The sequence below is a fragment of the Paraglaciecola mesophila KMM 241 genome, from assembly GCF_000315015.1.
Lineage (GTDB): Bacteria > Pseudomonadota > Gammaproteobacteria > Enterobacterales > Alteromonadaceae > Paraglaciecola > Paraglaciecola mesophila.
This window is the reverse complement of the sequence record NZ_BAEP01000074.1, coordinates 1-26,318: the sequence shown is the minus strand read 5'-3', so window position 1 is coordinate 26,318 and position 26,318 is coordinate 1. Positions and strand designations below refer to the sequence as shown.

Below are 26,318 nucleotides of genomic sequence, written 5' to 3'. Positions count from 1 at the left end.
GCGCCCTTGATTTTTATAGTAATTGTGCCCTATTGAGGCATAAATTTTTTGCGTAGAAAGTAATCTACACTGGTGAATTTTCCGCCACCAGTGAAAAACAACGACAGCAGCATAAAGAAGTATGTCATGGCAAACTCAATGCCGTTGTTTAGGATCACAAACTTACCACTTGATGTCAGCCAGTTATAATTCCCATGCTCTTGTAACAAGCTTTTAGCTGCAGCTAACTTATCCGGTGCGCTCATAACATTTTCATTCAGCATGATCGTACCATCTGATAACCAACTAGAGGCATCAGCAATCGCTGGCCAGCCGTTTGGCCAATGCACAGAAAATGCAGCCACAAGCATAGTAAACATTAAGGGAATAGACGCCCAGCGAGTGGCAAGTCCTATTAAAATGAAAATACCGCCAAGCAGTTCAGCTGCTATCGCCAATGAGGCCAACAACGCAGGTGCCGGCAACCCTAGGCCATAATCTGGGCTGGCGAACCAATCAACGGTATTGTCAAAACTACCCAGTTTTGTCCATCCAGCTTGGATCATGACTGGCGCTAAATACAAGCGAAGTAGCAAGGGCGCAATGCCCTCAAAAACGGAGGTTTTTTCAAGTGTGCGCTGTGCACCGGTGACTAAATTCAATACGCTCATACAGGTTCCAATAAATAATTTGTTACTCAATAGATAGCAGATATTCAAAAAAACTTTCAATCAATACCAACAATAATTAGTCTTACTTCAGCCGTATCCTTCAGACTGCAGCATTTATATCAATGCAGCTCCCACCTTTATGAGTAAGACAATGAGTGCAACTTATTTATTCGATTGGGGAGACACCCTTATGGTGGATTTCCCTAACGCTCTAGGCAAAATGCATCTTTGGCCCACCGTCAAATGCATTGATGGTGCAACTACTGTGTTAAGTCAACTAGCGAAAGATAGTGCAATTTATATCGCGACTAATGCAGCAGACTCTGACGAACATGAAATCAGAAAAGCGTTTGAGCGGGTCGAATTAGCGCAGTACATTTCAGGCTATTTTTGTTTCGCCAACACAGGCTTGAACAAAAGCACACCTGCGTTTTATTTGGAAATAACAAAGAATCTAGGAGTCGCCCACGAAGATGTAATTATGGTGGGTGATACCTTTGAAAAAGATATCCGCCCTGCTCTGGCAGCCGGTCTTAGCGCTATTTGGTACAATCCATCAATCATCGGCGCAACGACAACAGACGCAAACATCCCTTTGAAAGAAAGGCAATCTTTTCACGAAATACACCACTTAGATGAATTGCTCACACAGTTAGAGGTATTCAGATGATAGCGACTGTCAGCATTATCGAGTGGGCACGCCGCTGTGAAATTTAAAATCACTATCAGGTTGCACAATGAGATCCGCTTCCACCTCCCCAAAAAATGCAATGCGCTGTGATATATCCTTGCCCGCAATGTCAGTCGCTAATGTTAGATAATCTTGATAATGGCGCGCTTCAGAGCGTAACAGCGAAATATAAAAATCGCCTAAGGACTTGTCTAAAAATGGCGCTATTTTGGCAAAACGCTCACAAGAGCGCGCTTCAATGTAAGCACCGCAAATCAGCTTATCGATGAGGGCATCAGGTTCGTGGGTTTTAACATGCCGTAAAAGCCCTTTTGCATAACGACTCGATTCAATTTTGTCATACTCGATATCGTATTTATGCATCATCTCGAGGACTTGATAAAAATGATGCAGCTCTTCGCGAATAAGCATTACCATTTTATCCACTAAATCTTGGCCGTAGGGACTACCCGATTTAACCAACATAGACTTATCTAATTTTAACTTTTCAAGCTCTCGCCAGTCGCCAATTTGACGATAGGCAAAATCCTCATAGGGCTTTAACCAATTCAATAAGGCTTTTGCACTGTCGGCATCTACCGCATAACGACGAATTAAAAACATCGCACTTTGCGCTGCCTTTAATTCACAGATCAGGTGATCCGTTAGCAATACCGCTAGGTTTTCTTTTTTGACAGCAGCGGAGACCCACTCGTCTGGTGTGTCGCATTTTAAAAACGCTTTGATGGGGGCTAATAGGTTTTCCAAGCAGCAAACAACCTTACATAATTTTTGTGAATAAATACCGCAGCATATACAACTGACACGCTCGGGAAATTGGCGGGCGGTACTATACCATAAGCTGTGTGATGATTAGCTGCGCAGCTTGGAATTTATCAATTATCCGCTCTATCAGTAAGGTGAGGCTATTGATTACTGTTCATTTCTGTTACTTACTAACACTAATAGAACGCCTGAATAACAGAATGCTCGCGATAAAAAATGCAGATCCCAGACCGAGGATTTTTAGCATTTCAGGCAATACGATCGTAATGTTTGCCCCTCTAAATACCACCGCTTGAGCAAATGCCATGTAATGGCGGGAAGGCAGTAACCAGGTCACTGGCTGGATCACCTCAGGTTGACTCTCGATGGGCGTTAACCCGCCGGACAACATCATGATGGGTATAATGACCATCAGCAGTAACAAGGCGAACTGTGCCATAGTGCGCGCAATTGTCCCTAGAAAAATCCCTATCGCCGCAGCTGCCAGTAAGTACAATGCCGTGCCACCAAACAGTAATAATCGAGAGCCGGCAATGGGCACATCTAAAATCCATTCCACTACAAAAAAAGTAGACAGCATAAACGAGACCAAAATGATAAGTCCGTTTGCCCAGACTTTTGACATCACGATTTGAAAAGAGGTCAGTGGCATCACCAGTAAATGTTCAATTGTGCCGTGCTCTCTTTCGCGCAGCAACGCCGCCCCAGTTAAGATAATAGTCAGCATAGATATCTGATTAAGCAGCGCATTAATCGCCCCAAACCACATCCCTGTGCCGTTAGGATTAAACGCTCTGCGTTGCACCAATTCAACAGGATATTCAGTGTCTTCATCAGAGCGAGTGATATAGTGATTTACCTCATCGGTAATAATATTTTGAATATAGGTATTGCCTAAACTAGCTTGAGTGACTGCCGTGGCATCGATATTGATTTGCACACTGGGTCGTTCGCCTTTTCTTACATCGCGTTCAAAATTGGGCGGAATGCTAACGACAAACATATATGTATCGCTGTCCATTGCATCATCAATTTCGGATGGTGAAATCAGGATTGGCACTTTAAAATAAGGTGGATATAACGCATTTGCAATGGTGCGAGACAACGCAGAGTGGTCTTCATCCACGATTGCCACAGAAGCATTATTCACAGATTCGCTTGTGGCTGTTGATTGTGCGTAAATTGCCAAACTAAATGAGTAAATAATGAGTAAAAGCATAACGAAATCACTCAATACGCTGCGCAATTCCTTTAGCCCTAACCAGTAAATATTTATCCATGCTCTCATCAACTAGGCCTCCTGCTTTTTAAGAAACAACGCAGTCACCACCACAAAAACGGGCCCAAAAATAGCGAGAACATATATATCATTCATTAACTGCCACACACTTAATCCCTTGGTAAATGCAGCAACACTCAGGTGCATGTAATAGGTGGCTGGCCATAACGTACCAATAATATATCCTCCCCCCTCCAGAGTAGAAGTAGGTTGGATCATGCCGGAAAACATCACGGTAGGCATTAGGGTTAAAATGGCCGTAGCAAACACCGCAGCCACTTGCGTATTGGTGATTGAAGAAACCAGTAAACCAAAACCCGTTGCTGCAAAGACGTAAAAGAACGCGCCGAGCATCAAACCGGTCACACTTCCAGTTAGTGGCACTTTGAGCAGATAGACCACCAGCAAGGTTAACGTCACAAAATTGATCATACCGATAGCGATATAAGGCAGCTGCTTACCCAATAAAAACTCAAAACGCGTGGTCGGCGTAACAAAGAAATTGGTTATAGTGCCAATCTCCTTTTCCCGCGCCATACTGACAGCCATCAATATGGCAGGAAACAATAACAACAACATGGCTGGGGTTTTAGGCCCCATAGAAAAAATCGTTTCAAAGGTCGGGTTATAACGGTACCTAGGTTGAAGGTCTACATTCGCATAATCGTCTATATCATAACCTTGCTCAGCAAAGAGTTGCGTTAAATAAGCAACATGTACACCCGACACATAACCTTCAATTGTGCCCGCCCGCGTGGTATTCGCGCCGTCGATCCAAGCCGAAACAGAGGGGGTTTCACCTCGGATCAGGGTGCGACCAAAGCCAGCAGGAATTTCCAGCGCTAGGGTAATTTCATTTGACTGCATACGCCTTTCAAGATCATCTTCACTTTGAATACTCGGCTTCTTAATAAAATACCTTGAGCCCTCAAAATGGCTAAGGTACTCGCGACTTTGAGGGGTACGGTCATTGTCGTAGGCCGCGTAGGTCAAATCCTCTACATCAAGAGAGATGCCATAAGAAACGACGAGCAACAGCAATGCACTGCCGATAAAAGCAAATGTTAAGCGCACTGGGTCGCGCATCACTTCCATGATTTCACGGTAGCTAAAAGCGAGCATACGTTTCAAGCTAAAAACATTATCTGTTGTGGTACTTTTCGTACTTACGGACCCATTTGACGCCACCTCTAGCGGCTCCATTAGCGACGTCGAGGGTTCAGAGGGAATACTTGCCAAGGCGGCGCTCGGTTCTTCGTTCTCAGGTGCTTCTTTTCCCCCTATGGCTTCTTCTAAATAGCCAATAAAGGCTTCTTCTAATGTAGATGCCTGTTTAGCAGCAACAAGGTGCTTAGGCTCGTCATACACTAATACCTTTCCGGCATGCATAAGCGATATGCGATCGCACCTCAGGGCCTCATTCATAAAATGAGTGGATATAAAAATGGTGACTTTATCTCTGCGTGATAACTCCACTAATAAACGCCAAAAGACATCCCGAGCAACAGGATCAACGCCAGAGGTGGGCTCATCTAGAATGAGCATTTCAGGCTCATGAATAACAGCAACAGCAAGTGAAAGGCGTTGACGGATCCCAAGTGGCAATGACTGGGCTTTAGTATGCAGCTGCGATTGTAAATCAAAGCGTTTTACCAGCGCACGAATTCTTTGAGCTGTTTTTTCGGTGGATAAATGAAACAAACGAGCGTGTAATAATAAGTTTTCATGCACTGTCAGCTCGGTGTACAAAGAAAACGCTTGGGACATAAATCCCACCCTCATGCGGGTTTTCATATCACTCGCGTCAACTTCTTTACCAAATAGAAACGCTTCCCCAGAGGATATCGGCAATAAACCGGTAAGCATTTTCATGGTCGTGGTTTTACCACATCCGTTGGAGCCTAAAAAACCGAAAATCTCACCGGCTTTTATTTCAAAACTGACGTCATCCACGGCCACAAAGTCATCAAATTTTCGGGTGATCCCTCTCGCGATAATCGCGGGCTTTTCGGTTGTTACTTCAAGTGGAGGAATAACGAGCTTTTCTGTATTTCCTCGTTTTTCCAATGGGAGTAACGCCACAAAGGCACTTTCTAGATCATCGGTGCCAGTAGTGTTTTTTAGCTCTTGTGGTTTACCTGAAGCAAGGACTTTGCCCGCATCCATAGCAACAAGCCAATCGAAGCCTTCCGCTTCATCCATATATGCGGTGGAAACAACAACACTCATTTGATGTCTTTGTGAACGAATCTGCGCAATAAGTTGCCAAAACTGACGCCTGGATAAGGGGTCGACCCCAGTCGTTGGTTCATCAAGGATCAGCAAGTCTGGATCGTGAATGAGAGAGCAGCACAACCCTAGTTTTTGCTTCATACCACCGGATAATTTACCTGCTGGACGATGCAGGAATGATTCAAGTCCAGTGGCTTTAGTCAGCTGCGTGATGCGTAAAGCTCGCTCTTGCGATTTTTGACCAAACAACTTAGCAAAAAAATCTAAGTTTTCCTCTACGCTCAAGTCAGCGTATAGGTTTTTCCCAAGACCTTGGGGCAAATACGCGATCTTAGGGCCGGCCTTTTTACGATGAGCTGATGAGCGCATGTCTCCATTTAACACCTGCAATTGGCCGTCTTGTAATTTTCGAGCCCCGGAAATAAGCCCTAATAATGTCGACTTTCCGACGCCGTCGGGTCCGAGAAGGCCCACCATCATGCCGGCAGGAATATCTAACGTGATGTCATTTAGCGCCTGTACATCGCCATACGTATGATTTATTCCCTGCAAGCTTGCAAGCAAAGGCGCAGAATCAGACATTGCCATTAGCGAGCGCTGTTATCGTTAGATGGGGTTTCTTCAGGTAATTTTTGTAGAAATTCTGGCCAGTCAGCTAACGGCTCTCCGTCCAGCGTATTAAGTCGAATGTAAGCCACTCCCCTTACCCCAGTTTTTACCTTTTCGATATGCTTCAGCACAAGCGCTTGTGGGATGCGAACTTTGATCCGAAACATGAGCTTTTCACGCTCAGTCGCCGTTTCCACTTGCTTAGGGGTGAACTGTGACTCTGGCGATACATAGCTCACGGTTGCAGGAATGGCGATTTCAAGTACGTCTAATTTGACACGCGCCTCGGCCCCCATTTCCACGCGATGGGCTTGCGCTGTAGGTAAAAATATCTCCATATATACATCGGAAAGGTTGATCAAGGTTATCACAGTGCCACCGCTGCCAAGTACTTCGCCAGGCTCAGCTAACCGATAGAGTACACGCCCAATGGTAGGGGAAATAAGGGTGGCATCGTCAATTTGTGTTTGTATTTCTTCGACTACCGCTTTGGCTGCATCAACGCTGCGCATTCGCGACACTTTTAACGCTTCAGCGGCTTCAACGTTAGCAATAGCCACCGCCACGTTACTTTCTCGGGTATCTAGGGTTTCCTTACTGATATTATTTTGCTTAATAAGCTGCTTGGCTCTGGCTAGCTCTTGTTCAGCAAGTAGCTTTTCTGCCTTGGCTTGAGCAATTCCAGCATTGGCCGAGGCCACTTGGCTTTGCGCAGCGGCTACGTCGGCTTGATAACGTAAAAGCTGAGCGTGTAACTGCTTGGTATCAATTTTTGCAATCGTTTGCCCCTGTTGCACTAAGTCGCCTTCCTGAGCATAAATTGCCTCTACTCGCCCGGCAATTTTGGTAGATACATCAACTTGAACGGCTTCGACACGTCCATTTCCTGAAGCAAATCCAACGGTTGCATCAGAAGAATTAAAGTAATTCCAAGCGAAATAGCCAGCTGCAATAACGGCTAATAGTAAAATAAGTGAGAGTAACTTTTTCAAGGTGCTATCCAATGTTGATGTTTAAAACATTTCGCAAATCGTAAGCTACATATTACGCCAATGTGGTCGCAAAAAAATGACACGAATCAACTTGGAGATAGATTTTTAAAGGTAATACCAAACCCGATGAAAAAAGCGGAGGATACAAATCTTCAGGCTTGCTAAGAATCCACGCCAAGTTATATCTAGTCTAAATAAACCGCTAATACTAAGGTAGAAAACGAAAACTGTTGACGAATTGACCAACCTACAACAGAATGAACGTTAATTAGTTGTAAATTCATTGTTAACAACAAAAGAGCGAGTAACTATATGATTTTGAATCACCTGTGGGGGTTGTATGCCCACCCTAAAGAAGAATGGCACAGCATTGATGATCGCCACGAAACCTATTTTTACAGTCTAAGTCACATCGCCCTGATATCCCTTATTCCAGCTCTAATGACCTACTATTCTACCGCATATTTGGGTTGGAGCATTGGTGTAGGTGACACAATAAAACTCACTAAAGAAAGCGCTGCTATTATGAGCGTTGGTACCTATTTGGGCTTAGTGGTCGGCGTTCTGGCGTTAACAGTGCTTATTCACGAGCTGGCGAAAGCGTTCGATTCGACTCCCACTTATACCCAATCCCTTGAACTGGCAGCTTATACGGCAACACCTTTGTTTATGGTAGGTTTTGCGGCTTTCTACCCTGTATTATGGTTTGTCATGATGATCGGTTTAGTGGGCCTCACCTACTCGGTGTATTTGCTTTACACTGGCACCCCTATTCTTATGCATATCCCTGAAGATAAAGGCTTTATTTATGCGAGCTCTGTGGTGACCTGTGGCTTGGTACTGTTAACTATTTTAATGGCCGCTTCCGTTATTTTGTGGAGCATGGGCATGGGGCCAGTGTTTACAGGGTAAGTGTTTGCAGGCTAAGACTCTATAGAATGAGTATTGACCGCATAACTGCCTGTCCGCAAAAGAATATGCGAACTGCAGATACAAAAAAGCGCTGAATAACAGCGCTTTTTTATGTTTTAAAAACACACTTTGCCGTTTAGTCTTCTTGCATATTGTGCATTTCAAGGTTGCTTAGCTCGGTTTGAATGCCAGCGTTTTTGGCCCCTTCATTACGCAAAGTATCAATACGCTCCAAGTAATGTTGATCCACATCACCTGTAATATAGTTTCCGTCAAACACCGATGTTTCAAAGCGTTCAATAGCTGGATTAAGCTCAGTAACCGCTTCAACTAAATCGCTGATATCTTGGAATATTAAACCATCGGCTCGTATCAGGTCGCTAATTTCCTCAATCTCACGGCCATATGCAATCAATTCGTTCACCGAAGGCATGTCGATTCCGTACACATTAGGAAAACGAATTTCTGGTGCCGCCGATGCAAAATATACCTTCTTAGCGCCAGACTCACGGGCCATATCGATGATTTGCTCTGAGGTAGTACCCCGCACAATCGAGTCGTCCACCAGCAATACATTTTTACCGGCAAACTCAGAGGGGATGGCATTTAATTTACGACGTACCGATTTACGACGCATGGTTTGGCCAGGCATGATAAAGGTGCGGCCGATATAACGATTTTTCACAAAACCTTGGCGGTATGGCAGGTTCAACTCAAGTGAGATTTGTAGGGCAACATCGGTTGATGTTTCTGGAATAGGAATGACAACGTCTATATCCAAATCTGCCCACTCTCGAGCGATTTTCTGACCCAGCTTACGACCCATATTAACGCGAGACGCATAAACCGAAATACCATCGATAAAAGAATCTGGGCGGGCAAAATAAACGAATTCGAAGATACAAGGGGCATTAATTGCCCCGTGTGCGCATTGCTGGGTGTGCAATTCGCCGCTTTCAGTCACATAAATAGCTTCACCCGGCGCCACATCACGAATAAACGTAAAACCCACGGCATCCAACGCAACACTTTCAGAGGCTACCATGTATTCATCGCCAAATTCAGTTTTACGTTTTCCCAGAGCCAAAGGACGAATGCCAAATGGGTCTCTGAAAGCCAGCATACCGTTGCCTATTATTGCAGCAACCACAGCGTATGCACCACGCACCTTTTTATGAACCGTTGTCACTGCTTTAAAGACTTCTTCTGGGGTTAGGCTTAACCCTTCGCAGTTGTGAAGTTCATGCGCAATAATGTTGAGCAATAACTCAGAGTCAGACGTGGTGTTAATATGGCGTTTAGCTATGCGAAAGACATCGTCTTTTAGCTCATGTGCATTGGTTAGATTACCATTGTGAGCAAAGGCAATACCAAAAGGTGAGTTAACGTAGAAAGGTTGCGCCTCTGCAGAGCTAGAACTCCCCGCTGTAGGATAACGTACGTGACCAATACCGAATTGACCTGTGAGTCGCTTCATATGACGCGTGTGGAAAACATCGCGCACCAACCCATTGTCTTTACGCAGATGAAATACCCCCTCGTCTATGGTGACGATCCCTGCTGCATCTTGCCCCCGATGTTGCAATACAGTCAGCCCGTCATATAAAGACTGGTTTACTGGACTTTTACCTACGATTCCGACAATACCACACATGTGAGTTACCTTTTTAAACGGGTTTGTTAAACGGGTTTGATGAAGCTTGAGTTACCTTGCAAATATTGAAAGAACCACTCTATAACTAAGCTGAATTCAGGAATAAGCAATGATGTTTTCCATCCATCAGCATCAGCCAATGGGGTAAACGTATCGAGAAAAAAGAGTAAAGCGCTGACGATCAATATGCCTCTGAGCACACCAAATACCACGCCAAGGACACGATCAGTGCCCGACAGGCCTGTGTAGTGCACCAGCTGAGAAATCAAATAATTGAGTAGTCCGCCAAGGATCAAAGTCACCACAAACAGAATAGCAATCGCCACACCGTTGCGAATAGTTTGATCATCAATGCTAGTTAGGTAGGTCGCCAAGTCCGCATAAAAACGACTGGCAATAAAGAAGGCGCAAAACCAGACAGCGAGTGAGATTGCTTCTTTAACAAACCCACGTACTAAACTGATAACGGTGGAGAGCAGAATGACGCCGATGATGGCGTAGTCTATCCAGTTCATAAAAATTGATAAATCCGCTGGTGATGAATAACGTGGATTAAAAAACTAATCTTCACGCCATAACACTAAATTCGCGCGCATATTACCAAAACTCATGACTAAAATCTTGCTAATTTTAGTATTAATAGCAATCCATATTACTGAACAGTGAATGGGGAAATTCGCCCTTTTAATTTTGTTAACTCGGTCAGTTCACCGAGGGATTTTTCTAAGCGAGCCTTTTGCAAATCAGGTCCCACAAACACTTTAGTTAACGTGCCACTATTGGTTTGAACCGGTCGGGTAAAAGCGCGATAGCCGGCTTTTTCTAACTTATCAAGCAATTCCTGCACATTCTTTTTGTGCCTAAAAGTACCCAACTGAACAACCCAGCCGGCGCCCTCGAGTAAGGCCTTATCGTAAGCTTGCGTGCTCGATGCTGTAACGGGTTTTGTCTGTGGCTCTGGATTTAGCACAGGTGCTGTATTGGCTAATTGAGCCGCCACATCAGCGTCCTCCTGCCCTTTGATGTCACTTTCTTGTACGGCTGCACTGGCAGGCGTGTTGTCGTCAATTGCATTGTCTTCGACTATTTCAATGTCTCTAGAGGTGAGATTGGCAACGTCTTCAGTAGAAAAACTGCCTGGACGTTGCACGGTTTTCACCGCTGGGCGCTCTGGTAATTCTACAAACAGTTCTTTTTCGCTTTGAGTTTTACCACCCAATAAATCCGGCAAAAAAATAACAGCAATCGCCACAATAATCACCGTACCAATTAATCGATTTTTTAGCGCAGATGTCACTCGTTATTTCCTTTATTTGATAGCTTAAGAATGTCTGATACGGTAAAAAAGGAACCGAATACAACAATCAAGTCTTGCTCATGCGCTAAAGCCTTCGCTTTCTCAAACGCCTGACAAACCGTGGAAAATTCTAGCACTTTTTGCTGCTCGCCTAACACTGTTTTAATATCCGCTGCGGTAGCGCCTCTTGGCACATCTAAGCCGCCCAACATCCAATGCCCATTTAAGTTTGAAAAATCCGCTAGACTCGAGCGAATATCTTTGTCTTTCAACATACCTACAACTAAGTAAAGCCTGTCGTAATCAAGCTTACGTATTTGCGAAAGTAAATAACCCGTGGCATGAGGATTATGGGCTACATCCACCATAATGGCAGGAGAATCTCCAATATATTGACATCGACCAGGTAGTCTTGTGTCAGTGATCACCTTAGCCAAATCCGCTTCATTTAAGTCCAGCTTAAGAAGTTGGATAACCTGCAAGCCAGTAGACACGTTTTGTGCAGGAATATGCGGAATGGGCAATTGCGCGTAGCTTAGCTGATGATTACTCCACACCATATAATCGTCTGCTAGTTGATAATCAAAATCCACACGCTGCCAAAATGCCAGTGCACTGTGCTTAGAAACAGCATCAAGCAAAGCTTGGTATTTCACTGGCTCACCCAACACCACGGGAATGTTGTCACGCATAATGCCTGCTTTTTCCGCTGCCACTAGTTCTTTGGTATCACCTAGCCAATCTTGATGATCCAAATCGATACTGGTGATCACTGCAATGTTAGGCGACACCACGTTCACGGCATCCAAACGCCCACCTAAGCCCACTTCAAGCAGCGCGATATCCACATTGGCATCCTGAACAAGTTTAAGCCCTGCTAGGGTACCAAACTCAAAATACGTCAGAGGAATATCTCCCCTAGCACGCTCGACGGCTTGAAACGCTCGGCAATGGGCTTGCTCGCTCCCATCGATGCCGTTAATGCGCACACGCTCAGTGTACTGAATCAGATGAGGTGAGCTATAAACTCCTACCTTTTTACCTGCTGCTAAGCAGGCTTGTTCAAGAAATGCGCAGGTGGTGCCTTTGCCGTTAGTACCAGCAACAGTAACCACGGTTTGTTTTGAAAAAGAGATATTGAGTTGCTTAAAGACTGTAGCAACTCGCTCAAGGCCCATTTCTATGTTTTTAGGATGTAATGCGCTGAGATGGTCAAGCCACTCATTTAAAGACCAGGCCTCATATTCAGAGGCCTGTATAGAAGATAAATTTGTCATTGATGTACTGGAGTTTTATGCCTGTTGATGATGCAACTTAGATAACATGCTGTGCAAACGATCGCGCATTTCACGTCTATCGATTATGACATCAATAGCCCCTTTCTCTAATAGGAACTCACTACGCTGAAAGCCTTCAGGTAATGTTTCACGCACGGTTTGCTCGATAACTCTTGGCCCAGCAAAACCGATCAACGCTTTAGGCTCTGCTACGTTAACATCACCTAGCATGGCTAAACTGGCTGATACACCCCCCATAGTAGGGTCCGTCATAACCGATATGTAAGGCAGACCTTTCTCGCTCATTTTCGCCAATGCAGCACTGGTTTTTGCCATTTGCATTAATGAAAGCAACGCTTCTTGCATACGCGCTCCACCACTGGTAGAAAAACAGATAAGTGGCATGTCGTGTTCTAAACAGGCTTCAACCGCTTTCACAAAACGCGCCCCAACCACTGACGCCATAGACCCACCCATAAAGGCGAATTCGAATGCAGCTACCACTACCGGCATGCCTTTTAATTTACCTTGCATGACCACTAAAGCATCTTTTTCATTTGTGGCTTTTTGGGCAGCAACTAAACGATCTTTGTATTTTTTGGAATCTTTGAATTTCAGTAAATCTTTCGGTTCAAGTTCGCTACCTAGCTCGGTACGCTCACCCTGATCTAAAAATTGATTCAACCGAGCACGCGCAGAGACACGCATATGATGATTACACTTAGGACACACGCCTAATTGCTTTTCTAGCTCAGTCTTGTATAGAACCGCATCACACTGTCCACACTTAGTCCATATACCTTCAGGTACATTACTTTTAGTGGGTGATTTTGTACGCGGTAATATCTTTTCAATCCAACTCATTAATTTAAACCTTCTTTGGCAATCATATCGTTGTTTTTATTGAGGATATGCAACGACAGATGCAACAATTAATTTTCTAGGCACATTCAAACCGTATTAAAACACAGTTATCCGAAGTTACGAAAATAAAACTGGTCTTAGAAGTCATCTTCGAGAAATAAAGGCCCCATTTTTAATTTTGGCAGCGCAAACGTTTCTGGGTAAGTAACGTGCACTAAATACAAACCGTTTGGCAGCGCGGTAATGCCGGCTTTCGTTCTGTCTTTGACCTCTAATAATTCGTCTACCCACTCCACTGGCTTTTCTTTGTGACCAATGGCCACCAAAGTACCAGTAATGTTACGCACCATATGATGTAAAAAAGCATTGGCTTGTACATCAATCACAATATAGTCGCCCATACGCTTAACGCGAATATGGGACATGGTGCGGGTCGCTGTTTTCGCTTGACAGTTCACTGCTCTAAAAGAGCTAAAGTCATGTTTACCCACTAATTTTTGCGCGGCTTCGTTCATCAATTCATGATCAAGATCGCCGTAGATATGCGTCACGCCATTAGCCAAAATACCACTGCGCAACGTGTTGTTGTAGATGATATAGCGATAACGCCTGGCGGTTGCAGAAAAACGAGCATGAAAATCCTCAGGCACGGCTTTTACCCAGCGCACAGATATTGTATCTGGCAAGTACGTGTTGATACCCAGTGTCCATGCCCTATCAGGGCGCTGGCTAGTCGTCTCGAAATGCACCACCTGCCCTGTCGCATGTACACCCGCATCAGTGCGTCCTGCACACACAACGCGGATAGGTTCGTTAGCAATACGCGTCAAGGCTTCCTCTAAGTGCTGCTGTACACTTATGACTTCATTTTGCCTTTGCCAGCCGTGAAAGCGGGCACCATCGTATTCAACTCCTAACGCTATTCGCATTTAACTACTTACCTCTTTGAAAAATTGCCGTGTATTCTAAAACAGAAAACGGGAATGTGTTGCACTAACTTTGCGCAATCCCCTCTCTTTTACTAAAAATAAAACCACATTCCCTAAAAACAAAAAACGCGAATAACATTATTCGCGTTTTTGGGGTAACCCATCACTTATTTGATTTAATTAGCCATTAGTCATGCTTAAAATCAGTAGAGTGCAAATCATGTTTCTTCATCAACTTATGTAAATCCGTGCGATTACGACCGGCAATTTCAGCAGCACGAGTGACGTTTCCGTCAGTCATTTTAAGCAGTTTTAGCAGGTAACTCTGTTCGAAGGCATCCCGCGCTTCGGTGAGGGTTGGCCATTTTTGCTCAGACGTCGACAGCGCTTGCTCAACAAGGTGCACTGCAATCACAGAGGTTTGCGTTAAAGCAACGCACTGCTCGACCACATTGACTAACTGGCGCACATTGCCTGGCCACAATTCAGTGGTCAACAATTGCATGGCATCATCAGAAAAACGGCTTACACGCACTTCATGGCGCTCGGCACTTTTCTTAAGTAGATAACGAGCCAGCAATGGAATATCTTCTGAGCGTTCACGCAGCGTTGGCAGCGTTAAATTCACCACGTTTAAGCGATAATACAGATCTTCACGGAAATTCCCTTCACTCATTTCTGTGGCAAGATTTTTGTGAGTTGCCGAAATAATGCGAACATCAACCGGAATTTGTTTACTGCTACCCACAGGACGAATAACCTGCTCTTGCAATGCGCGAAGTAATTTAACTTGCAACGGCGTTGGCATGTCACCAATTTCATCTAAAAACAAAGTGCCGCCATCTGCTTCGCGAAACAAGCCTTGGTGTTCATTCACAGCGCCTGTAAAGGCCCCTTTGGCATGCCCGAAAAGTTCTGACTCAAGCAGGTTTTCAGGCAAAGCACCACAGTTGATCGCCACAAACGGTTTATTTGCCCTTTTACTGGCTTTGTGGATAGCATTGGCCAATAACTCTTTACCCGTTCCACTTGCCCCGCTGACCAAAACACTGACATCGCGCTGCGCTACGCGATGGGCTTGGTCTAATAACTGCTCCATTTGCATGGAGCGCGTGATGATTTGTTCACGCCAAGCACCTGTTTGCGAACCTTGGCTTTGACTCACCGCTTTGGCCAATAGGTCACGCAACTCGGTATGATCAATCGGCTTGGTAAGAAAGCCAAATACACCTCTTTGTGTCGCCTCAACAGCATCTTGGATTGTGCCGTGGGCTGTCATCAAAATCACCGGCAGGTCTTTACCCAAAGACATAATTTCTTCAAATAAACTTAAGCCATCTAACCCTGGCATTCTAAGGTCGCTTAATACCGCATCAAAATTTTGGGTATTCATCAAGCGCAGCGCTTCTTTTCCGCCTTCTGCACTTTGCACACTATAACCTTCACCTTCTAAGCGTATGGCCATTAAACGTAGTAAACTTTCGTCATCATCTACAAGTAATATTTGTGGCTTTAACGACGCTTCAACTTTACTCACTTAGGATCTCCTTTAGCGTTATCCATAATTGACGCTTCGATTTTTAATAGCTGTTCAATTTGATTTCGCTGTTGTTCAATTTGCAGTCTTTGTTGATCAACCAACTCTTGCTGCTCTTCAATTCGAGTGGACTGGCCACCGTTAATCTTACTTAGTGTCACCACTGCTGATTCTGATTCAAGCAACACCTGACTTGGGCGGTAAATCATGACGCTGAGCATGTCTTGCATGCCCCCATCGAATTCCTTTATCAGATTTAGCGCCCAAGACTGTGACCTCAACTTATCTTGGTAAGGAGTATCTTTGCCCTGACAAAGTAATATTTTACGTAGTTGGTCTTGGGGACTATCAGACAACAGGGCAATTTCTGCTTTACGTTGTGCCCATGTCATCTCATCGCCATCAAGCCAATAATTAAGCCAATATTTAATGTCGCAGTTTTTTTCTACGGATGCGTCAGGCGCTTGATATAAACAATAGTTTCTTTCGTGCAGTACTTCTTGACGTTCAACAATCACATCATTTTCTGGTACCAATTTACAACCAGCCAAACTCAAAACGAGCAAGCTTATCCCTGCTTTTATTATTTTCGTTTTCATTACTTTTTCTCAGTTAAGGGGATTGAAACGCGAAAGCACACATCCGCATAATCCACGTCGACAATTTCAACTTTCCCTCGCATCATACGCGCACAATCGGCAACGATCGACAACCCTAGCCCAGAACCAATAATACGGTCGTTACGTTTTCCTTCACCGCGATTAAATGGCTCGAATAAAATGGCCCTTTGTTCAGGTGATATTTTTTGCCCTCGGTTTGAAACGTCTAACACCTGAACGTGTTTTTCTTGGTACAGCTTAATATTGATTGGCCGTCCCTTGCTGCCATGGGCAATGGCATTTGACAGCAAATTATCTAGAATACGCCTAAATAAGTGGGCGTCTGCGTACACTTGCGGCAATTCTATTTTCGTTTCCAGCTCATGCTTGTTCTGTTGCAGCGCTAGGCGGTTATCTGTGATGAAGTCTTCCATCAAAGCTGAGGTTTTTAACCATTGAAAATCCGGCTTTGCCTGCTGGAGTAGTAAATTGTAATCAAGCAACTGCATAATCAAGGTATTAAGGCGGTCTGTACTACTGTTAAGCAAAGACATCACTTCCATTTGCCGATCGTTAAGCTCCCCTACCACTTGCTCAGTTAACAGCGAGCAACCTTCTTTGATGCTCGCCAGTGGTGTTTTCAACTCATGAGATGCATGACGTAACAACGCATGGCGCAAGTGTTCTAGCTGAGTTAACCTGTCTGAAAGGCGATGGAGTTTGCGTTCAACTAGAATAAGCTCCTTAGGCCCCGAGTTGGAAATTTCTGGCAATTCGTCTTCTTGCAGCGAAATTGCCTGAATAACATGCTCCAATTTTCGTACAGGGCGCAAAATTAACTGGCTGCCAAAAATAATCAGTATCAAACTAATACTCACCAGCAAAGCCGTCAACCATGCTTGCGTCTGCTGAACTGAACTTACATACGCTTGACGTTGTTTAATTCGGTCGTCGAGCAAAGAGTCCACGCTTGCTCCCAATTCAGTCAACGCTCGGCGAAATTCAGCTAACTGCGCATCAAGTAGCAATTGGTCGCTTAACCTATCGTAACTTCTAAACCACGTAAGGCGGTCGCTCAGCACATTGCATTCTTGGGAGTTTTCAAGCTTCACACATAAGCTACCAAGGGATTCAGTAAAGCGCTGAACATATTTATCTGAGAGTTCTTTTAACTCGGGTTTGTCTAACACATGGTACTGGCGGATGAGTCGCTCAATGTCCACCGAAAAGCTTTCCAAGTTGTTAACCCGCCTAACCATAGCCACTGAAAATTCGGCTTCGTTGGTGGCGATTTCTCCCATTCTTCCTAATGTAATTTGGCTATGCCATAACAGCACAACCAAAGGGACTAATACTAGCGCAAAGCTAACTAGCGTGAGCTGGCGTAACGATCCAAGTTGCATCGGCAATCCTAACAATCTATTCCTTCCTAATTCGCCAGCATAATAACAAAAGGTGGTGACACTAGGCAGTAAATATCATGGGTTTAACTGCCAACGCATGGTCAATCGGTATGCTTAGTTCAATCCACCGCCATGGGAACGCCTTACATGTACACTTGTGAGCTCATGACGGCTGATAAGTCCGTCACCGTTGATATCGATTCGGCTAAAAGACTCTAGAATAATTGGATCTGCCACCGCTTCTTTGATGGAAATCTCTCCATCGGCGTTTTTATCTAAACGTTGTAAAATATCATCACCTGACTGGTGTGGAATAGCCAAAGCAAAGCTACTCGAAAGAAGAAGGGAAAAGCAAACAGAATGAGAAAACGTAAGAGCAAGTTTCATAACTTTAATATCCGCAGCACCAAGGCACTAATTGGGTTCGTTGAAAATACAAGTGGCATCCGTGCCCAGCAATTAGCGCAGCTCGCAAGCTTAACTAAGAATAATAAGAGCCATTAGTTGCAAACGCCATCGCAGCCAATAACAGTATCTGTATTGACCATTACTATTCTCACCGTGCCCACTATCCTTGCAAAAAATACCCGAGGAACCAGTCGGGAAAAGCACGATTACACCTTTGGTATAACAATAATTGAGCCACAAATTAATAATCCATACTAATCAATTAGTTAGCCAAGCTTTCATGCCTCACAATAGAACGGGAAATATAATAATGTCGCAAATTTAAGACATGGATAGTGAAAGTTTTCGCAGCCTAAATACACTGCTGTAAATTCGAACAACGTGGAGGGTTTATACGCGCTTAAAGGTGTCTATTATCAGCAACACCCAGCGCTATACGTTTATAATTCACCTGAAGCGGCAAGCTTACTTTTAATAAATTGGCTATGGGGAATGTAAAGCAAATCAGCCACTCGCCTGATCATGTGCTCTTCTTCAGGGTCAATCACGTCATCTGAATAGGCTATTTTCCATAAACCATCAATGATGCCACGCTTTTGCGCCACCGAGTTGGTCGCGTTGATCACCCGTGTAAACTGTGAGAAGTCGGTTGCTTGTGATGCCTTTTCTTTAGTCAATGCAAGCAGCTCGTTCAGCTGACTATCATCAAGGGAGAAATGAGAGCGTAATATTTGCTCGTAAGCGTGTTGCTCTTCAGCGCTAAAATCACCGTCAGCCCGCATCAACTCATATAATAAAACGGCTGTGGCAACTTCTTGCGAGCCTCCCTGGCCTGACTCCTCATTTTGACGAGTCTTCTCTTCAAACCAATTCACTAATTTTGTAATCATAAACACTTCTCATATGCTAAACCTTAACTGTATATCTATTGATTATTAGGCAGAAAACAAGGGGACATACAGCAAGTCTCGATAAACAGTACGCTTTAGGCGTTGAACACCACCAGATGTTTTAAATCTAAGCGAATGCCAATATGCTCACCTAACGCGTGGTCGTGGTGACTAGGCGCTAAACACAACACTTTAGCGCTTGGGTCATCATTCAACGCAAGCTCATAAAGTATATGCGCGCCCTTAAATGCCCGCGACAACACCATGGCCACATTAGGACTACTGTCGTCATGAATTATATCATCAGGCCTGACGAGCACGTCTAGGGTATGCGACTCAGAAAATAAGCGCGTCTGTTCATCCGTTAAAGCAAAAACGCCTAACTTTGTTGAGATATGGCGGCCGTCAACGACCTTTGCATGCAGTAAGGTGCCCTGCCCAATAAATGATGCAACAAACTTGTCCACTGGACGATGATAAAGTTGATAGGCTGTCGCCCACTGTAGTAATTGTCCATCTTGCATGACACCTATGGTGTCCGCCATGGCGAACGCTTCATGCTGGTCGTGGGTGACCAACAACGCACTGGTCCCTTCATGTTTAAGTATGCGCCTGATATCTTGCGCCAAGTCTTCGCGCAACTCAGCATCGAGGCTAGAAAATGGCTCATCAAGCAACAATAAATCAGGCTTAACCGCCAGCGCACGAGCCAGAGCGACTCGCTGCTGCTGGCCGCCAGATAAAGAGTGAGTATATCGCGCGCTGATATCAGGCAATCCTACTAAGGTGAGCAACTCATCAACCCGCCGGACTCTTTCTTGGGATGTACTGTTAAGCAAGCCAAAGCCAATGTTCTGAGCCACATTCAGGTGAGGGAATAGTGCAAAATCTTGAAATACTACCGCCACCTTACGTTTATCCGGGGCGATATGAATCTGCTCACTGGCAACTTCAGCACCTCTTAACTGAATGTTGCCTTGAGTAACAGGCTCAAAGCCTGCGATGGCGCGTAAAATCGAAGTTTTCCCACAGCCTGAGGGGCCCAATAAACAGCCGATTTCTCCAGCGGATATCGAAAATGACACGCCATTGACCACCGTTTTGGTGTCATAAGCGACATTGATATTATGTAAACTAAGCATGCGAACTCGACTTGTGTTTTGTTGACTCCAGCGCCCGTGTTAACAATATGACGGGAAGTAGCCCAACCATAACAATAGTGATGGCAGGCACAGCTGCATCTTGAAGTCGCTCTTCGGAGGCTAATTCAAATGTACGAACGGCAAGTGTATTAAAATTAAAGGGGCGCAGTATAAGCGTTGCTGGCAATTCTTTTAGCACATCAACAAATACTAACAATAAAGCGCTTAGCACACTGGCCCTTAGTAAAGGAACATGCACCTTTTTGAGTACCGAAAAAGAAGACAGCCCCATAGAGCGAGCCGCGTCATCCATACTGGGTTTAATTCGCTGCAAGCCCGCTTCGACATTATGCATAGCCACAGCCAAAAAGCGCACAGAATAGGCGAGCAAGAGCGCAACCAATGTGCCAGAAAAAATTAACCCTACACTGGTATCAAACAAGGCCTCCGTCAGCGCATTCACCGCGTCATCTGCCGCGCTTAACATGAGCATAGCGCCGATAGCAATCACGGTGCCGGGTATGGCATACCCTAAACTCGCCAGCTGTACTTGGCTATTGAGTAGCCAGTGACTGCGTAAACGCTTAGCATAAGAAAATAGCAATGCCAAGCCAACGGCGATAAGCGCCGCGCTCACCGCCAAATAAAAGCTGTTCCATATTAAGACCATAAACTGAGCGTCAACCTGTGAGGAAGCGCGCTCGACCGCCCAAATGATGAGCTGAACACACGGGATAATGAACCCCAATGCAACAGGAATTAGACACGCTACCACAGCCCAAAAACTCTTGATGGGAGACAAACTCAAGCGCTTCACACTGTGCTGTTTTTGCCCCTGATGAAAATAGCGTAACCGACGTCTAGAGTGCTTTTCTATCAGAAGCAGTACTAACACAAAACTTGTCAGCACAGCTGCCAATTGCGCAGCGCCTATAGCATTTCCCAAGCCATTCCACGTGCGAAATATCCCCGTAGTAAACGTGCTTATGCCAAAGTATTGCACGGTACCGTAATCAGCAAACGCTTCCATCATGGCAAGCGCCGTTCCGGTTAAAATAGCAGGTCGCGCTAACGGAAAAGCGACTTTACGAAAATAAGCAAAGCCGCTTACGCCCATACTGCGGCTTGCTTCATAAAAGCTGGCCGATTGCTCACTAAAAGCGGTGCGTCCAAGCATATAAACATAGGGATATAATACCAGTGATAACATCAATATAGCGCCGCCCACTGAGCGCACATCAGGGAACCAGTAATCGTGATAAGTCCAGTTGAAAAACGCGCGCAAGTGCGTTTGTAGTGGCCCAGCTACATCCAACATACCTGTGTAGGTGTATGCCAAAATATAGGCAGGCATTGCCATGGGCAAAAGGATCAACCATTGCAATGACCCTCGCCCAGAAAACTCATATCTTGCGACCAACCACGCTAAGCTGGTCCCCACCAGTAATGTGAGGGCGCCAACACTGAAAGCAATTAAAAGTGAGTGATAAACGTAGTCACTGAGTACGGTGTCAATTAGGTGTTGCCATAAGGCTTTTTGCGGGATGAAAATGCTGCTAAAAATCAAAAGAACCGGTACTGCCAAAAGTAAACTAAAGACAGTAACGGTCCATAACCAAGGCTCGCGCCAAAGACGGTTTTTCAAATCAAGGGTTCTAATGCTAAGGAGGCTAGCGGATTATTTCCAGCCAGCTTTATCCATCAGGACAACCGCCTGGCGATTTAACTCCCCAACCTGTGATAAATCGATATCTTCAGCTTTGAAATCGCCAAAAGTGGTTAACACCACACTTTGCTCTACACCGCTGCGAAGAGGATATTCATGATTAGTCTTTGCGTACCACTCTTGTGATTCTTCTTGGAGCATAAAACTTACTAGTTTTTGCGCTGACGCTGCATTTGGCGCGTATTTGGTAATCGCCGCACCAGAAATGTTAACGTGAGTACCACGGTCTTGTTGATTTGGCCAAACCACTTTTACTTTACTGGCGGTGTCTCGTGTCGCCTCGTCACCATCACTAGCCATGCCAGCTAGATAATAGGTATTGGCAATGGCTACATCACATTGGCCTGCTACCACTGCTTTAATTTGATCTCGATCACCACCTTTTGGTGTGCGTGCAAAATTCTTCACAAAAGCGTTTAACCATGCCTGAGTTTGTTCTTCGCCAAGCTGTGCAATCATAGCCGCAACCAATGATTGATTATAAATATTACTTGAAGAACGCACGCAAATTCTACCTCGCCACTGCTCATCGGCTAAATCTTCCATACGTGTTAACTGAGTAATATCAACACGCTCTGGAGCCACCATCATCGGGCGAGCCCTTAGGGTAAAGCCTATCCAATTGCTATCAGGGTCAATATAATTTGGTGAGATTAAATCTTTGAACTCATCAGTTTGAATAGCTTGGGTTAAACCTTGTTCTTTTGCGCGGTGAAGTCTGCCTACATCCGTCGTGATGAGAATATCCGCAGGGCTGTATTTACCTTCACTTTTTAAGCGCGTAATAAGGGCATCTGCTTTACCGGTCACTAAATTTACTGAGATACCAGAGCTGGCACTGAATTTATCCAAGAGTGGTTTGATTAACGCCTCTTTTCGGGCTGAGTACACATTGAGCTCTTGCGCTTCGGCCAACGCACTCATCGAAATACAACTCACTAATCCAACCAGTTTAAGAAATCGTTTCAAACTCATATCCTGCATAAATAATATTTTAAGATTAGCCAACAGCCTAACCCAAGTGAGAATAATTATCAATTAGCCGAAGGTTATTTCCCTTCGAACATAAGATAATGACTTTCGCCCATTGCTAATGCTTCATATGTGCGCTGGGCCACGCGGTTTTCGCGCTCCACATACAAGCGATAGCCACAAACGTTACCGGCCTTCTCGCCAAAAGATTTGACTTGATTATATAGAGCGCTATACAAACCTTTTCGGCGAAACTGAGGCACAATGTACACACTTTGTATCCACCAAAACTCGCTATTTCGCCAATCACTCCATTCTGTTGTCACCATTAAACTACCAACTACCAGCTCTTCTATTTCTGCAACCAAATAAAAACCTTTGCTAGCGTCATTTATTAGGTTGCTGACCCCTAAGGTAAGAATATCGCTATCGAGTTGTTTATCTTCAGTTTCTTTGGCCATCAATTGATTAAAATTGACGAGCGACTGGATATCACTGACCTGCGCTTTCCTGATGATGGTTTGTAGCTGTGCTTGCATTTTCTACCTCATACGTTAATTGTCACTTCAACCGCATTTCCAGATTCAAAATATCGTACTGAATCTGACAATTCATTGACTAACTGAATGCCTCGTCCAAAGCAATTCTCTAAATCCACTTGCTTAGAATATTGCTGGTAATCAAAACCAGCTCCGGAGTCGCGCACTACGATAATCAAGCGCCTCTGTGTTGGCTCGTACGTTAGCGTAATGGTAATCTGCGCCTGGTTCAATTGCGCCAAGCGCTGCATACGCAAGTCAAAATATGCTTCAAAACCTTCGGGGGAGTGCTTTAGATTTGAATCTAACTGCAATATTCCGTGGTCAAGGGCGTTATTATACAATTCACTTATCAGGGTAAATAAGCGAGCATGTAAACCATACATACCGATTTGGCTACAAACCATATTGATTACACTTTTAACCGGGTCTGTTTCAATTATCGTTTCAGCATCAAGAGTAAGGTTTAAATTAAAGGGTACATGTGTAACCTGCTGACGCCGTGCGAGCGCAGACAGTGACTGACATGTATAAGATACGCAGGTGAGATCGTCTAGCGGGTCTGTATTATGGCTAAAATTTGTTATATGTTCGAATAATTCAGAAACTGAAATATCAGCTTTTTGGGCAACCCAATCCGTTATAGGCTCCTCACCTAGCATATTTTGCTCGTCGTCCGTTATCTCTATTACACCATCTGAAAATGCCAGTAAACGCTCACCCACTAAGCCTTGATGCCACTGAACATCCTTGCCCATTTCATGGGGTTCTAATATGCCCAGCGCCATGTGTTGAGACCCAAAGCGCTTAATGACTTGACCATATAAATCAAAGAGCAGAAGATCCGGCATGCCACTATTCCATATCTCAAAGCGCGTACCACTGCTGCTAACATGCACAATCGCCGCGGCAAAAAACATATCCCCAGGTAATAGTTTGAGTAGGGTTTCATTTAAGGTTTGCGCCATTTCAAAGACTGACAATCCTTTACTCGCCATAGTATGAAAGGCTTGAGAGACAGGCAATGCACCGATAGCCGCGGCTAAACCATGACCAGTAAAATCCCCGATTAAGTAATACAACCCACCGTTAGGGCTCGCGCTAAACAACAATAAATCGCCGTTAAAATCTGTCGCTGGCATGAGCGTGAAATCTAGATACGGCAACAATTTTTTGTCGTTAGTTACTGCATTCGAAAAGATGTGCTCAACAATTTTGTGCTCTCGCTCGACCGCACTGCGATAAAAAACCAGTTGTTGATTTTGCTCATAGGACTTTTTGCTTAATTCGCGCGTGCGTGCATGAGCACTGATTTTGGCCGCTAAAATGGTTTTATTAAATGGCTTAGCAACGAAGTCATCACCGCCTACTTCTAAGCAGCGAACTAAACTTTCTTCATCATCCAGTGCCGTGATAAAGATAATCGGTAAATAGATATCTCCGGCTTGACCTTTGAGTATTGGTGCGACTTCATACCCGCTCATATCGTCCATCATGACATCAAGTAAGACCAATTCTGGATTGATCCGCTTAGCCAATGACACTGCCTCGTGGCCACTTTCAGCCTCATAACAATCTACATAACCCTTTTGTTCGAGCATATGCAAAAGTAAAAATCGATTAAGGGAGTCATCATCGACTATAAGTATACGCATAAATACGATCCGGTCGGTTAATCGTGTCAGTGGCTAAGTGATCTCGAACTTTTTATCGAAGCGTGCAATCTGTAAAATTTTAAGCACTTGAGGACGGGTATTAATAATCTTGAAGCTCGTCACCTTACCAGATAACAACTTTTGCATATTAAGCAACATTCCCAGCGCTGAGCTATCCATGTAAGCGGTTTTATGCAAATCGATGATCACCGCTTCAACATCTTCAATATCAGTGGAAAAGGCCACACGAAAATCTTGCACTTTTCCAAAATCAAACACTTCATCAGCCACGACCGTTAATTGTTTTTTATCAGCTGAAAATCTGCGTTCCAAACTCATACTCACTCCCTAACACTGCACTTCATTACCGGTATATTAAATAGCAGTTTGCTCATTTTTCCTATAAAGATCAGCGCTTTTTTAATAGAATCACGTTTTTAACCTTATCATTCAAGTCAAAGCGATAGTGAAAATGAGCCAAGATAACCTTGTATACAGTACAGATGGTGGCAGAGTTGAGACTAAAAAAGTCCAGCCTGCTCGCCCTAAAACTGATGGAATTATTAGGATCCGTCGAGAAACCAAAGGTCGCAAAGGTAAAGGCGTTACCACCCTATCAGGCATGGATATGGACGCAACACAGATTAAAACCTTGTGCTCTGAGCTAAAAAAAATGTGCGGAACCGGTGGTGCAGTAAAAGATGCCATTATTGAAATCCAAGGCGATAATAGAGATAAAATTAAGCTTGCGCTGGAAAAGCGCGGCTACACTGTAAAACTCGCCGGCGGATAATTCGTCACACTAGCGCTATAAAAAGGTTTACCATGCAAAAAATTTTGTTAGCTGACTTAAGCATTATTTTAGTCGAGCCATCCGATACCCAAAGAAAAATCATCAGTACGCTGTTACACAAAGAAAATGTCGAAAATGTTAACGCCGTTGGCACTGTAGCAGAGGCTATAGACGCCATTCACAAGCAAGGCGCAGATCTTGTTGTCAGCTCTATGTACTTAGAAGATGGCACTGGCTTAGACATCTTGAAAGCGATAAAAAACTCGCCTGAACTGTGTGCAATTCCCTTTATGCTGGTGTCATCAGAAAACAGACCTGAAAAGCTAGAAGAGTTTAAGCAGGCCGGTGTTGCCGCAATGCTGCCCAAACCGTTCAGCACAGAAAATTTATCCCGAGCATTAAAAGCCTCCCTAGACCTGATTAATACGGAAGAATTAGATCTCGAGTTATTCGATGTACGTCAAGTGCGGGTTTTGTTGGTAGATGACAGCAAATTAGCCCGC

The 26,318-nt window shown here is 44.5% G+C and carries 26 protein-coding genes; 4 read left to right on the top strand and 22 right to left on the bottom strand.

The genetic code is table 11. The features are described 5' to 3' along the window. Positions 1–29: 29 nt before the first annotated feature. A complete protein-coding gene (locus GMES_RS17470) occupies positions 30–650 on the bottom strand; it encodes an HvfX family Cu-binding RiPP maturation protein (RefSeq protein ID WP_006994090.1) in 621 nt (206 codons plus the stop codon). Between the two features lie 151 nt (positions 651–801). Here GMES_RS17470 and GMES_RS17465 point away from each other — a divergent pair, with 151 nt between their 5' ends. Continuing rightward, positions 802–1,320, top strand: a complete 519-nt coding sequence (locus tag GMES_RS17465; protein ID WP_006994089.1) for an HAD family hydrolase — start codon at positions 802–804, stop codon at positions 1,318–1,320. A 15-nt stretch (positions 1,321–1,335) separates the two neighbouring features. Here GMES_RS17465 and miaE read toward each other — a convergent pair whose 3' ends face one another. From miaE to GMES_RS17445, 4 genes are all read right to left on the bottom strand, one after another. After that, entirely contained in the window at positions 1,336–2,088 is a 753-nt protein-coding gene (gene miaE, locus GMES_RS17460; RefSeq protein ID WP_006994088.1) for a tRNA isopentenyl-2-thiomethyl-A-37 hydroxylase MiaE, read from the bottom strand. Positions 2,089–2,269: 181 nt separating this feature from the next. Further along, positions 2,270–3,394, bottom strand: coding sequence for an ABC transporter permease (locus GMES_RS17455; protein ID WP_006994087.1), 1,125 nt, complete (start codon positions 3,392–3,394; stop codon positions 2,270–2,272). Positions 3,395–3,397: 3 nt separating this feature from the next. Beyond that, positions 3,398–6,205, bottom strand: a complete 2,808-nt coding sequence (gene rbbA / locus GMES_RS17450) for a ribosome-associated ATPase/putative transporter RbbA (protein ID WP_006994086.1) — start codon at positions 6,203–6,205, stop codon at positions 3,398–3,400. After that, positions 6,205–7,218 carry an HlyD family secretion protein gene (locus tag GMES_RS17445; RefSeq protein ID WP_006994085.1) on the bottom strand — a complete coding sequence of 338 codons (1,014 nt, stop codon included), beginning with the start codon at positions 7,216–7,218 and terminating at the stop codon, positions 6,205–6,207. Before GMES_RS17445 ends, rbbA begins: the two co-directional genes overlap by 1 nt. Before the next feature lie 312 nt (positions 7,219–7,530). Between GMES_RS17445 and GMES_RS17440 the strand changes: the two genes are divergently transcribed. Beyond that, positions 7,531–8,130, top strand: a complete 600-nt coding sequence (locus tag GMES_RS17440) for a Yip1 family protein (RefSeq protein WP_006994084.1) — start codon at positions 7,531–7,533, stop codon at positions 8,128–8,130. Positions 8,131–8,266: 136 nt separating this feature from the next. Here the strand turns inward: GMES_RS17440 and purF are convergent, their stop codons facing one another. The 17 genes from purF to GMES_RS17355 form a co-directional block, all read right to left on the bottom strand. Then, on the bottom strand, positions 8,267–9,784 hold the full coding sequence (purF, locus tag GMES_RS17435; protein WP_006994083.1) for an amidophosphoribosyltransferase: 1,518 nt from the start codon (positions 9,782–9,784) through the stop codon (positions 8,267–8,269). A gap of 26 nt (positions 9,785–9,810) precedes the next feature. Beyond that, a complete protein-coding gene (locus GMES_RS17430) occupies positions 9,811–10,299 on the bottom strand; it encodes a CvpA family protein (RefSeq protein WP_006994082.1) in 489 nt (162 codons plus the stop codon). A gap of 137 nt (positions 10,300–10,436) precedes the next feature. Further along, complete coding sequence (locus GMES_RS17425) at positions 10,437–11,081, bottom strand: SPOR domain-containing protein (protein ID WP_006994081.1); 645 nt, start codon at positions 11,079–11,081, stop codon at positions 10,437–10,439. After that, positions 11,078–12,358 (bottom strand): bifunctional tetrahydrofolate synthase/dihydrofolate synthase, encoded by a 1,281-nt coding sequence (folC, locus tag GMES_RS17420; protein ID WP_006994080.1) that lies wholly within the window; start codon positions 12,356–12,358, stop codon positions 11,078–11,080. Before folC ends, GMES_RS17425 begins: the two co-directional genes overlap by 4 nt. A gap of 15 nt (positions 12,359–12,373) precedes the next feature. Further along, entirely contained in the window at positions 12,374–13,222 is an 849-nt protein-coding gene (gene accD, locus GMES_RS17415; RefSeq protein WP_006994079.1) for an acetyl-CoA carboxylase, carboxyltransferase subunit beta, read from the bottom strand. Positions 13,223–13,359: 137 nt separating this feature from the next. After that, positions 13,360–14,151: a tRNA pseudouridine(38-40) synthase TruA gene (gene truA / locus GMES_RS17410; protein WP_006994078.1), complete on the bottom strand. Its 792-nt coding sequence runs from the start codon at positions 14,149–14,151 to the stop codon at positions 13,360–13,362. Positions 14,152–14,338: 187 nt separating this feature from the next. Further along, positions 14,339–15,688 carry a sigma 54-interacting transcriptional regulator gene (locus GMES_RS17405; protein WP_006994077.1) on the bottom strand — a complete coding sequence of 450 codons (1,350 nt, stop codon included), beginning with the start codon at positions 15,686–15,688 and terminating at the stop codon, positions 14,339–14,341. Next, complete coding sequence (locus GMES_RS17400) at positions 15,685–16,287, bottom strand: hypothetical protein (protein WP_006994076.1); 603 nt, start codon at positions 16,285–16,287, stop codon at positions 15,685–15,687. The genes GMES_RS17405 and GMES_RS17400 overlap by 4 nt, the downstream gene beginning before the upstream one ends. Then, positions 16,287–17,690, bottom strand: coding sequence for a sensor histidine kinase (locus tag GMES_RS17395; protein WP_006994075.1), 1,404 nt, complete (start codon positions 17,688–17,690; stop codon positions 16,287–16,289). The genes GMES_RS17400 and GMES_RS17395 overlap by 1 nt, the downstream gene beginning before the upstream one ends. Positions 17,691–17,804: 114 nt before the next feature. Next, the gene (locus tag GMES_RS17390) at positions 17,805–18,011 is read right to left on the bottom strand and encodes an EF-hand domain-containing protein (protein WP_226990327.1); all 207 of its coding nucleotides are present in this window, start codon (positions 18,009–18,011) and stop codon (positions 17,805–17,807) included. A gap of 527 nt (positions 18,012–18,538) precedes the next feature. Then, complete coding sequence (locus tag GMES_RS17385; protein ID WP_006994071.1) at positions 18,539–18,988, bottom strand: tellurite resistance TerB family protein; 450 nt, start codon at positions 18,986–18,988, stop codon at positions 18,539–18,541. 95 nt (positions 18,989–19,083) lie between these two features. Then, entirely contained in the window at positions 19,084–20,130 is a 1,047-nt protein-coding gene (locus tag GMES_RS17380; RefSeq protein WP_006994070.1) for an ABC transporter ATP-binding protein, read from the bottom strand. Further along, positions 20,123–21,775, bottom strand: coding sequence for an ABC transporter permease (locus GMES_RS17375; RefSeq protein ID WP_006994069.1), 1,653 nt, complete (start codon positions 21,773–21,775; stop codon positions 20,123–20,125). Before GMES_RS17375 ends, GMES_RS17380 begins: the two co-directional genes overlap by 8 nt. A 33-nt stretch (positions 21,776–21,808) precedes the next feature. Continuing rightward, the gene (locus GMES_RS17370; RefSeq protein ID WP_039987744.1) at positions 21,809–22,825 is read right to left on the bottom strand and encodes a Fe(3+) ABC transporter substrate-binding protein; all 1,017 of its coding nucleotides are present in this window, start codon (positions 22,823–22,825) and stop codon (positions 21,809–21,811) included. Between the two features lie 80 nt (positions 22,826–22,905). Beyond that, on the bottom strand, positions 22,906–23,367 hold the full coding sequence (locus GMES_RS17365; protein WP_006994067.1) for a GNAT family N-acetyltransferase: 462 nt from the start codon (positions 23,365–23,367) through the stop codon (positions 22,906–22,908). Positions 23,368–23,375: 8 nt separating this feature from the next. Further along, entirely contained in the window at positions 23,376–25,022 is a 1,647-nt protein-coding gene (locus tag GMES_RS17360) for a fused response regulator/phosphatase (protein WP_006994066.1), read from the bottom strand. Positions 25,023–25,055: 33 nt separating this feature from the next. Continuing rightward, on the bottom strand, positions 25,056–25,361 hold the full coding sequence (locus tag GMES_RS17355) for an STAS domain-containing protein (RefSeq protein ID WP_006994065.1): 306 nt from the start codon (positions 25,359–25,361) through the stop codon (positions 25,056–25,058). Positions 25,362–25,494: 133 nt separating this feature from the next. Between GMES_RS17355 and yciH the strand changes: the two genes are divergently transcribed. Together yciH and GMES_RS17345 are read left to right on the top strand one after the other, a co-directional pair. Beyond that, positions 25,495–25,815 carry a stress response translation initiation inhibitor YciH gene (gene yciH / locus GMES_RS17350; RefSeq protein ID WP_006994064.1) on the top strand — a complete coding sequence of 107 codons (321 nt, stop codon included), beginning with the start codon at positions 25,495–25,497 and terminating at the stop codon, positions 25,813–25,815. 32 nt (positions 25,816–25,847) lie between these two features. Then, positions 25,848–26,318: response regulator (locus tag GMES_RS17345; protein ID WP_039987732.1), on the top strand; the 471-nt coding region annotated here is incomplete at its 3' end.

Excerpts from the sequence above, each read along its gene's own strand:
- GMES_RS17430 (WP_006994082.1), bottom strand. The coding sequence starts at position 10,299 with ATGAACTGGATAGACTACGCCATCATCGGCGTCATTCTGCTCTCCACC.
- GMES_RS17400 (WP_006994076.1), bottom strand. The coding sequence starts at position 16,287 with ATGAAAACGAAAATAATAAAAGCAGGGATAAGCTTGCTCGTTTTGAGT.
- GMES_RS17470 (WP_006994090.1), bottom strand. The coding sequence starts at position 650 with ATGAGCGTATTGAATTTAGTCACCGGTGCACAGCGCACACTTGAAAAA.
- GMES_RS17395 (WP_006994075.1), bottom strand. The coding sequence starts at position 17,690 with ATGCAACTTGGATCGTTACGCCAGCTCACGCTAGTTAGCTTTGCGCTA.
- GMES_RS17465 (WP_006994089.1), top strand. The coding sequence starts at position 802 with ATGAGTGCAACTTATTTATTCGATTGGGGAGACACCCTTATGGTGGAT.
- GMES_RS17440 (WP_006994084.1), top strand. The coding sequence starts at position 7,531 with ATGATTTTGAATCACCTGTGGGGGTTGTATGCCCACCCTAAAGAAGAA.
- GMES_RS17360 (WP_006994066.1), bottom strand. The coding sequence starts at position 25,022 with ATGCGTATACTTATAGTCGATGATGACTCCCTTAATCGATTTTTACTT.
- GMES_RS17455 (WP_006994087.1), bottom strand. The coding sequence starts at position 3,394 with ATGAGAGCATGGATAAATATTTACTGGTTAGGGCTAAAGGAATTGCGC.
- yciH (WP_006994064.1), top strand. The coding sequence starts at position 25,495 with ATGAGCCAAGATAACCTTGTATACAGTACAGATGGTGGCAGAGTTGAG.
- rbbA (WP_006994086.1), bottom strand. The coding sequence starts at position 6,205 with ATGGCAATGTCTGATTCTGCGCCTTTGCTTGCAAGCTTGCAGGGAATA.
- purF (WP_006994083.1), bottom strand. The coding sequence starts at position 9,784 with ATGTGTGGTATTGTCGGAATCGTAGGTAAAAGTCCAGTAAACCAGTCT.
- GMES_RS17380 (WP_006994070.1), bottom strand. The coding sequence starts at position 20,130 with ATGCTTAGTTTACATAATATCAATGTCGCTTATGACACCAAAACGGTG.
- GMES_RS17365 (WP_006994067.1), bottom strand. The coding sequence starts at position 23,367 with ATGCAAGCACAGCTACAAACCATCATCAGGAAAGCGCAGGTCAGTGAT.
- GMES_RS17385 (WP_006994071.1), bottom strand. The coding sequence starts at position 18,988 with ATGATTACAAAATTAGTGAATTGGTTTGAAGAGAAGACTCGTCAAAAT.
- folC (WP_006994080.1), bottom strand. The coding sequence starts at position 12,358 with ATGACAAATTTATCTTCTATACAGGCCTCTGAATATGAGGCCTGGTCT.
- GMES_RS17355 (WP_006994065.1), bottom strand. The coding sequence starts at position 25,361 with ATGAGTTTGGAACGCAGATTTTCAGCTGATAAAAAACAATTAACGGTC.
- truA (WP_006994078.1), bottom strand. The coding sequence starts at position 14,151 with ATGCGAATAGCGTTAGGAGTTGAATACGATGGTGCCCGCTTTCACGGC.
- accD (WP_006994079.1), bottom strand. The coding sequence starts at position 13,222 with ATGAGTTGGATTGAAAAGATATTACCGCGTACAAAATCACCCACTAAA.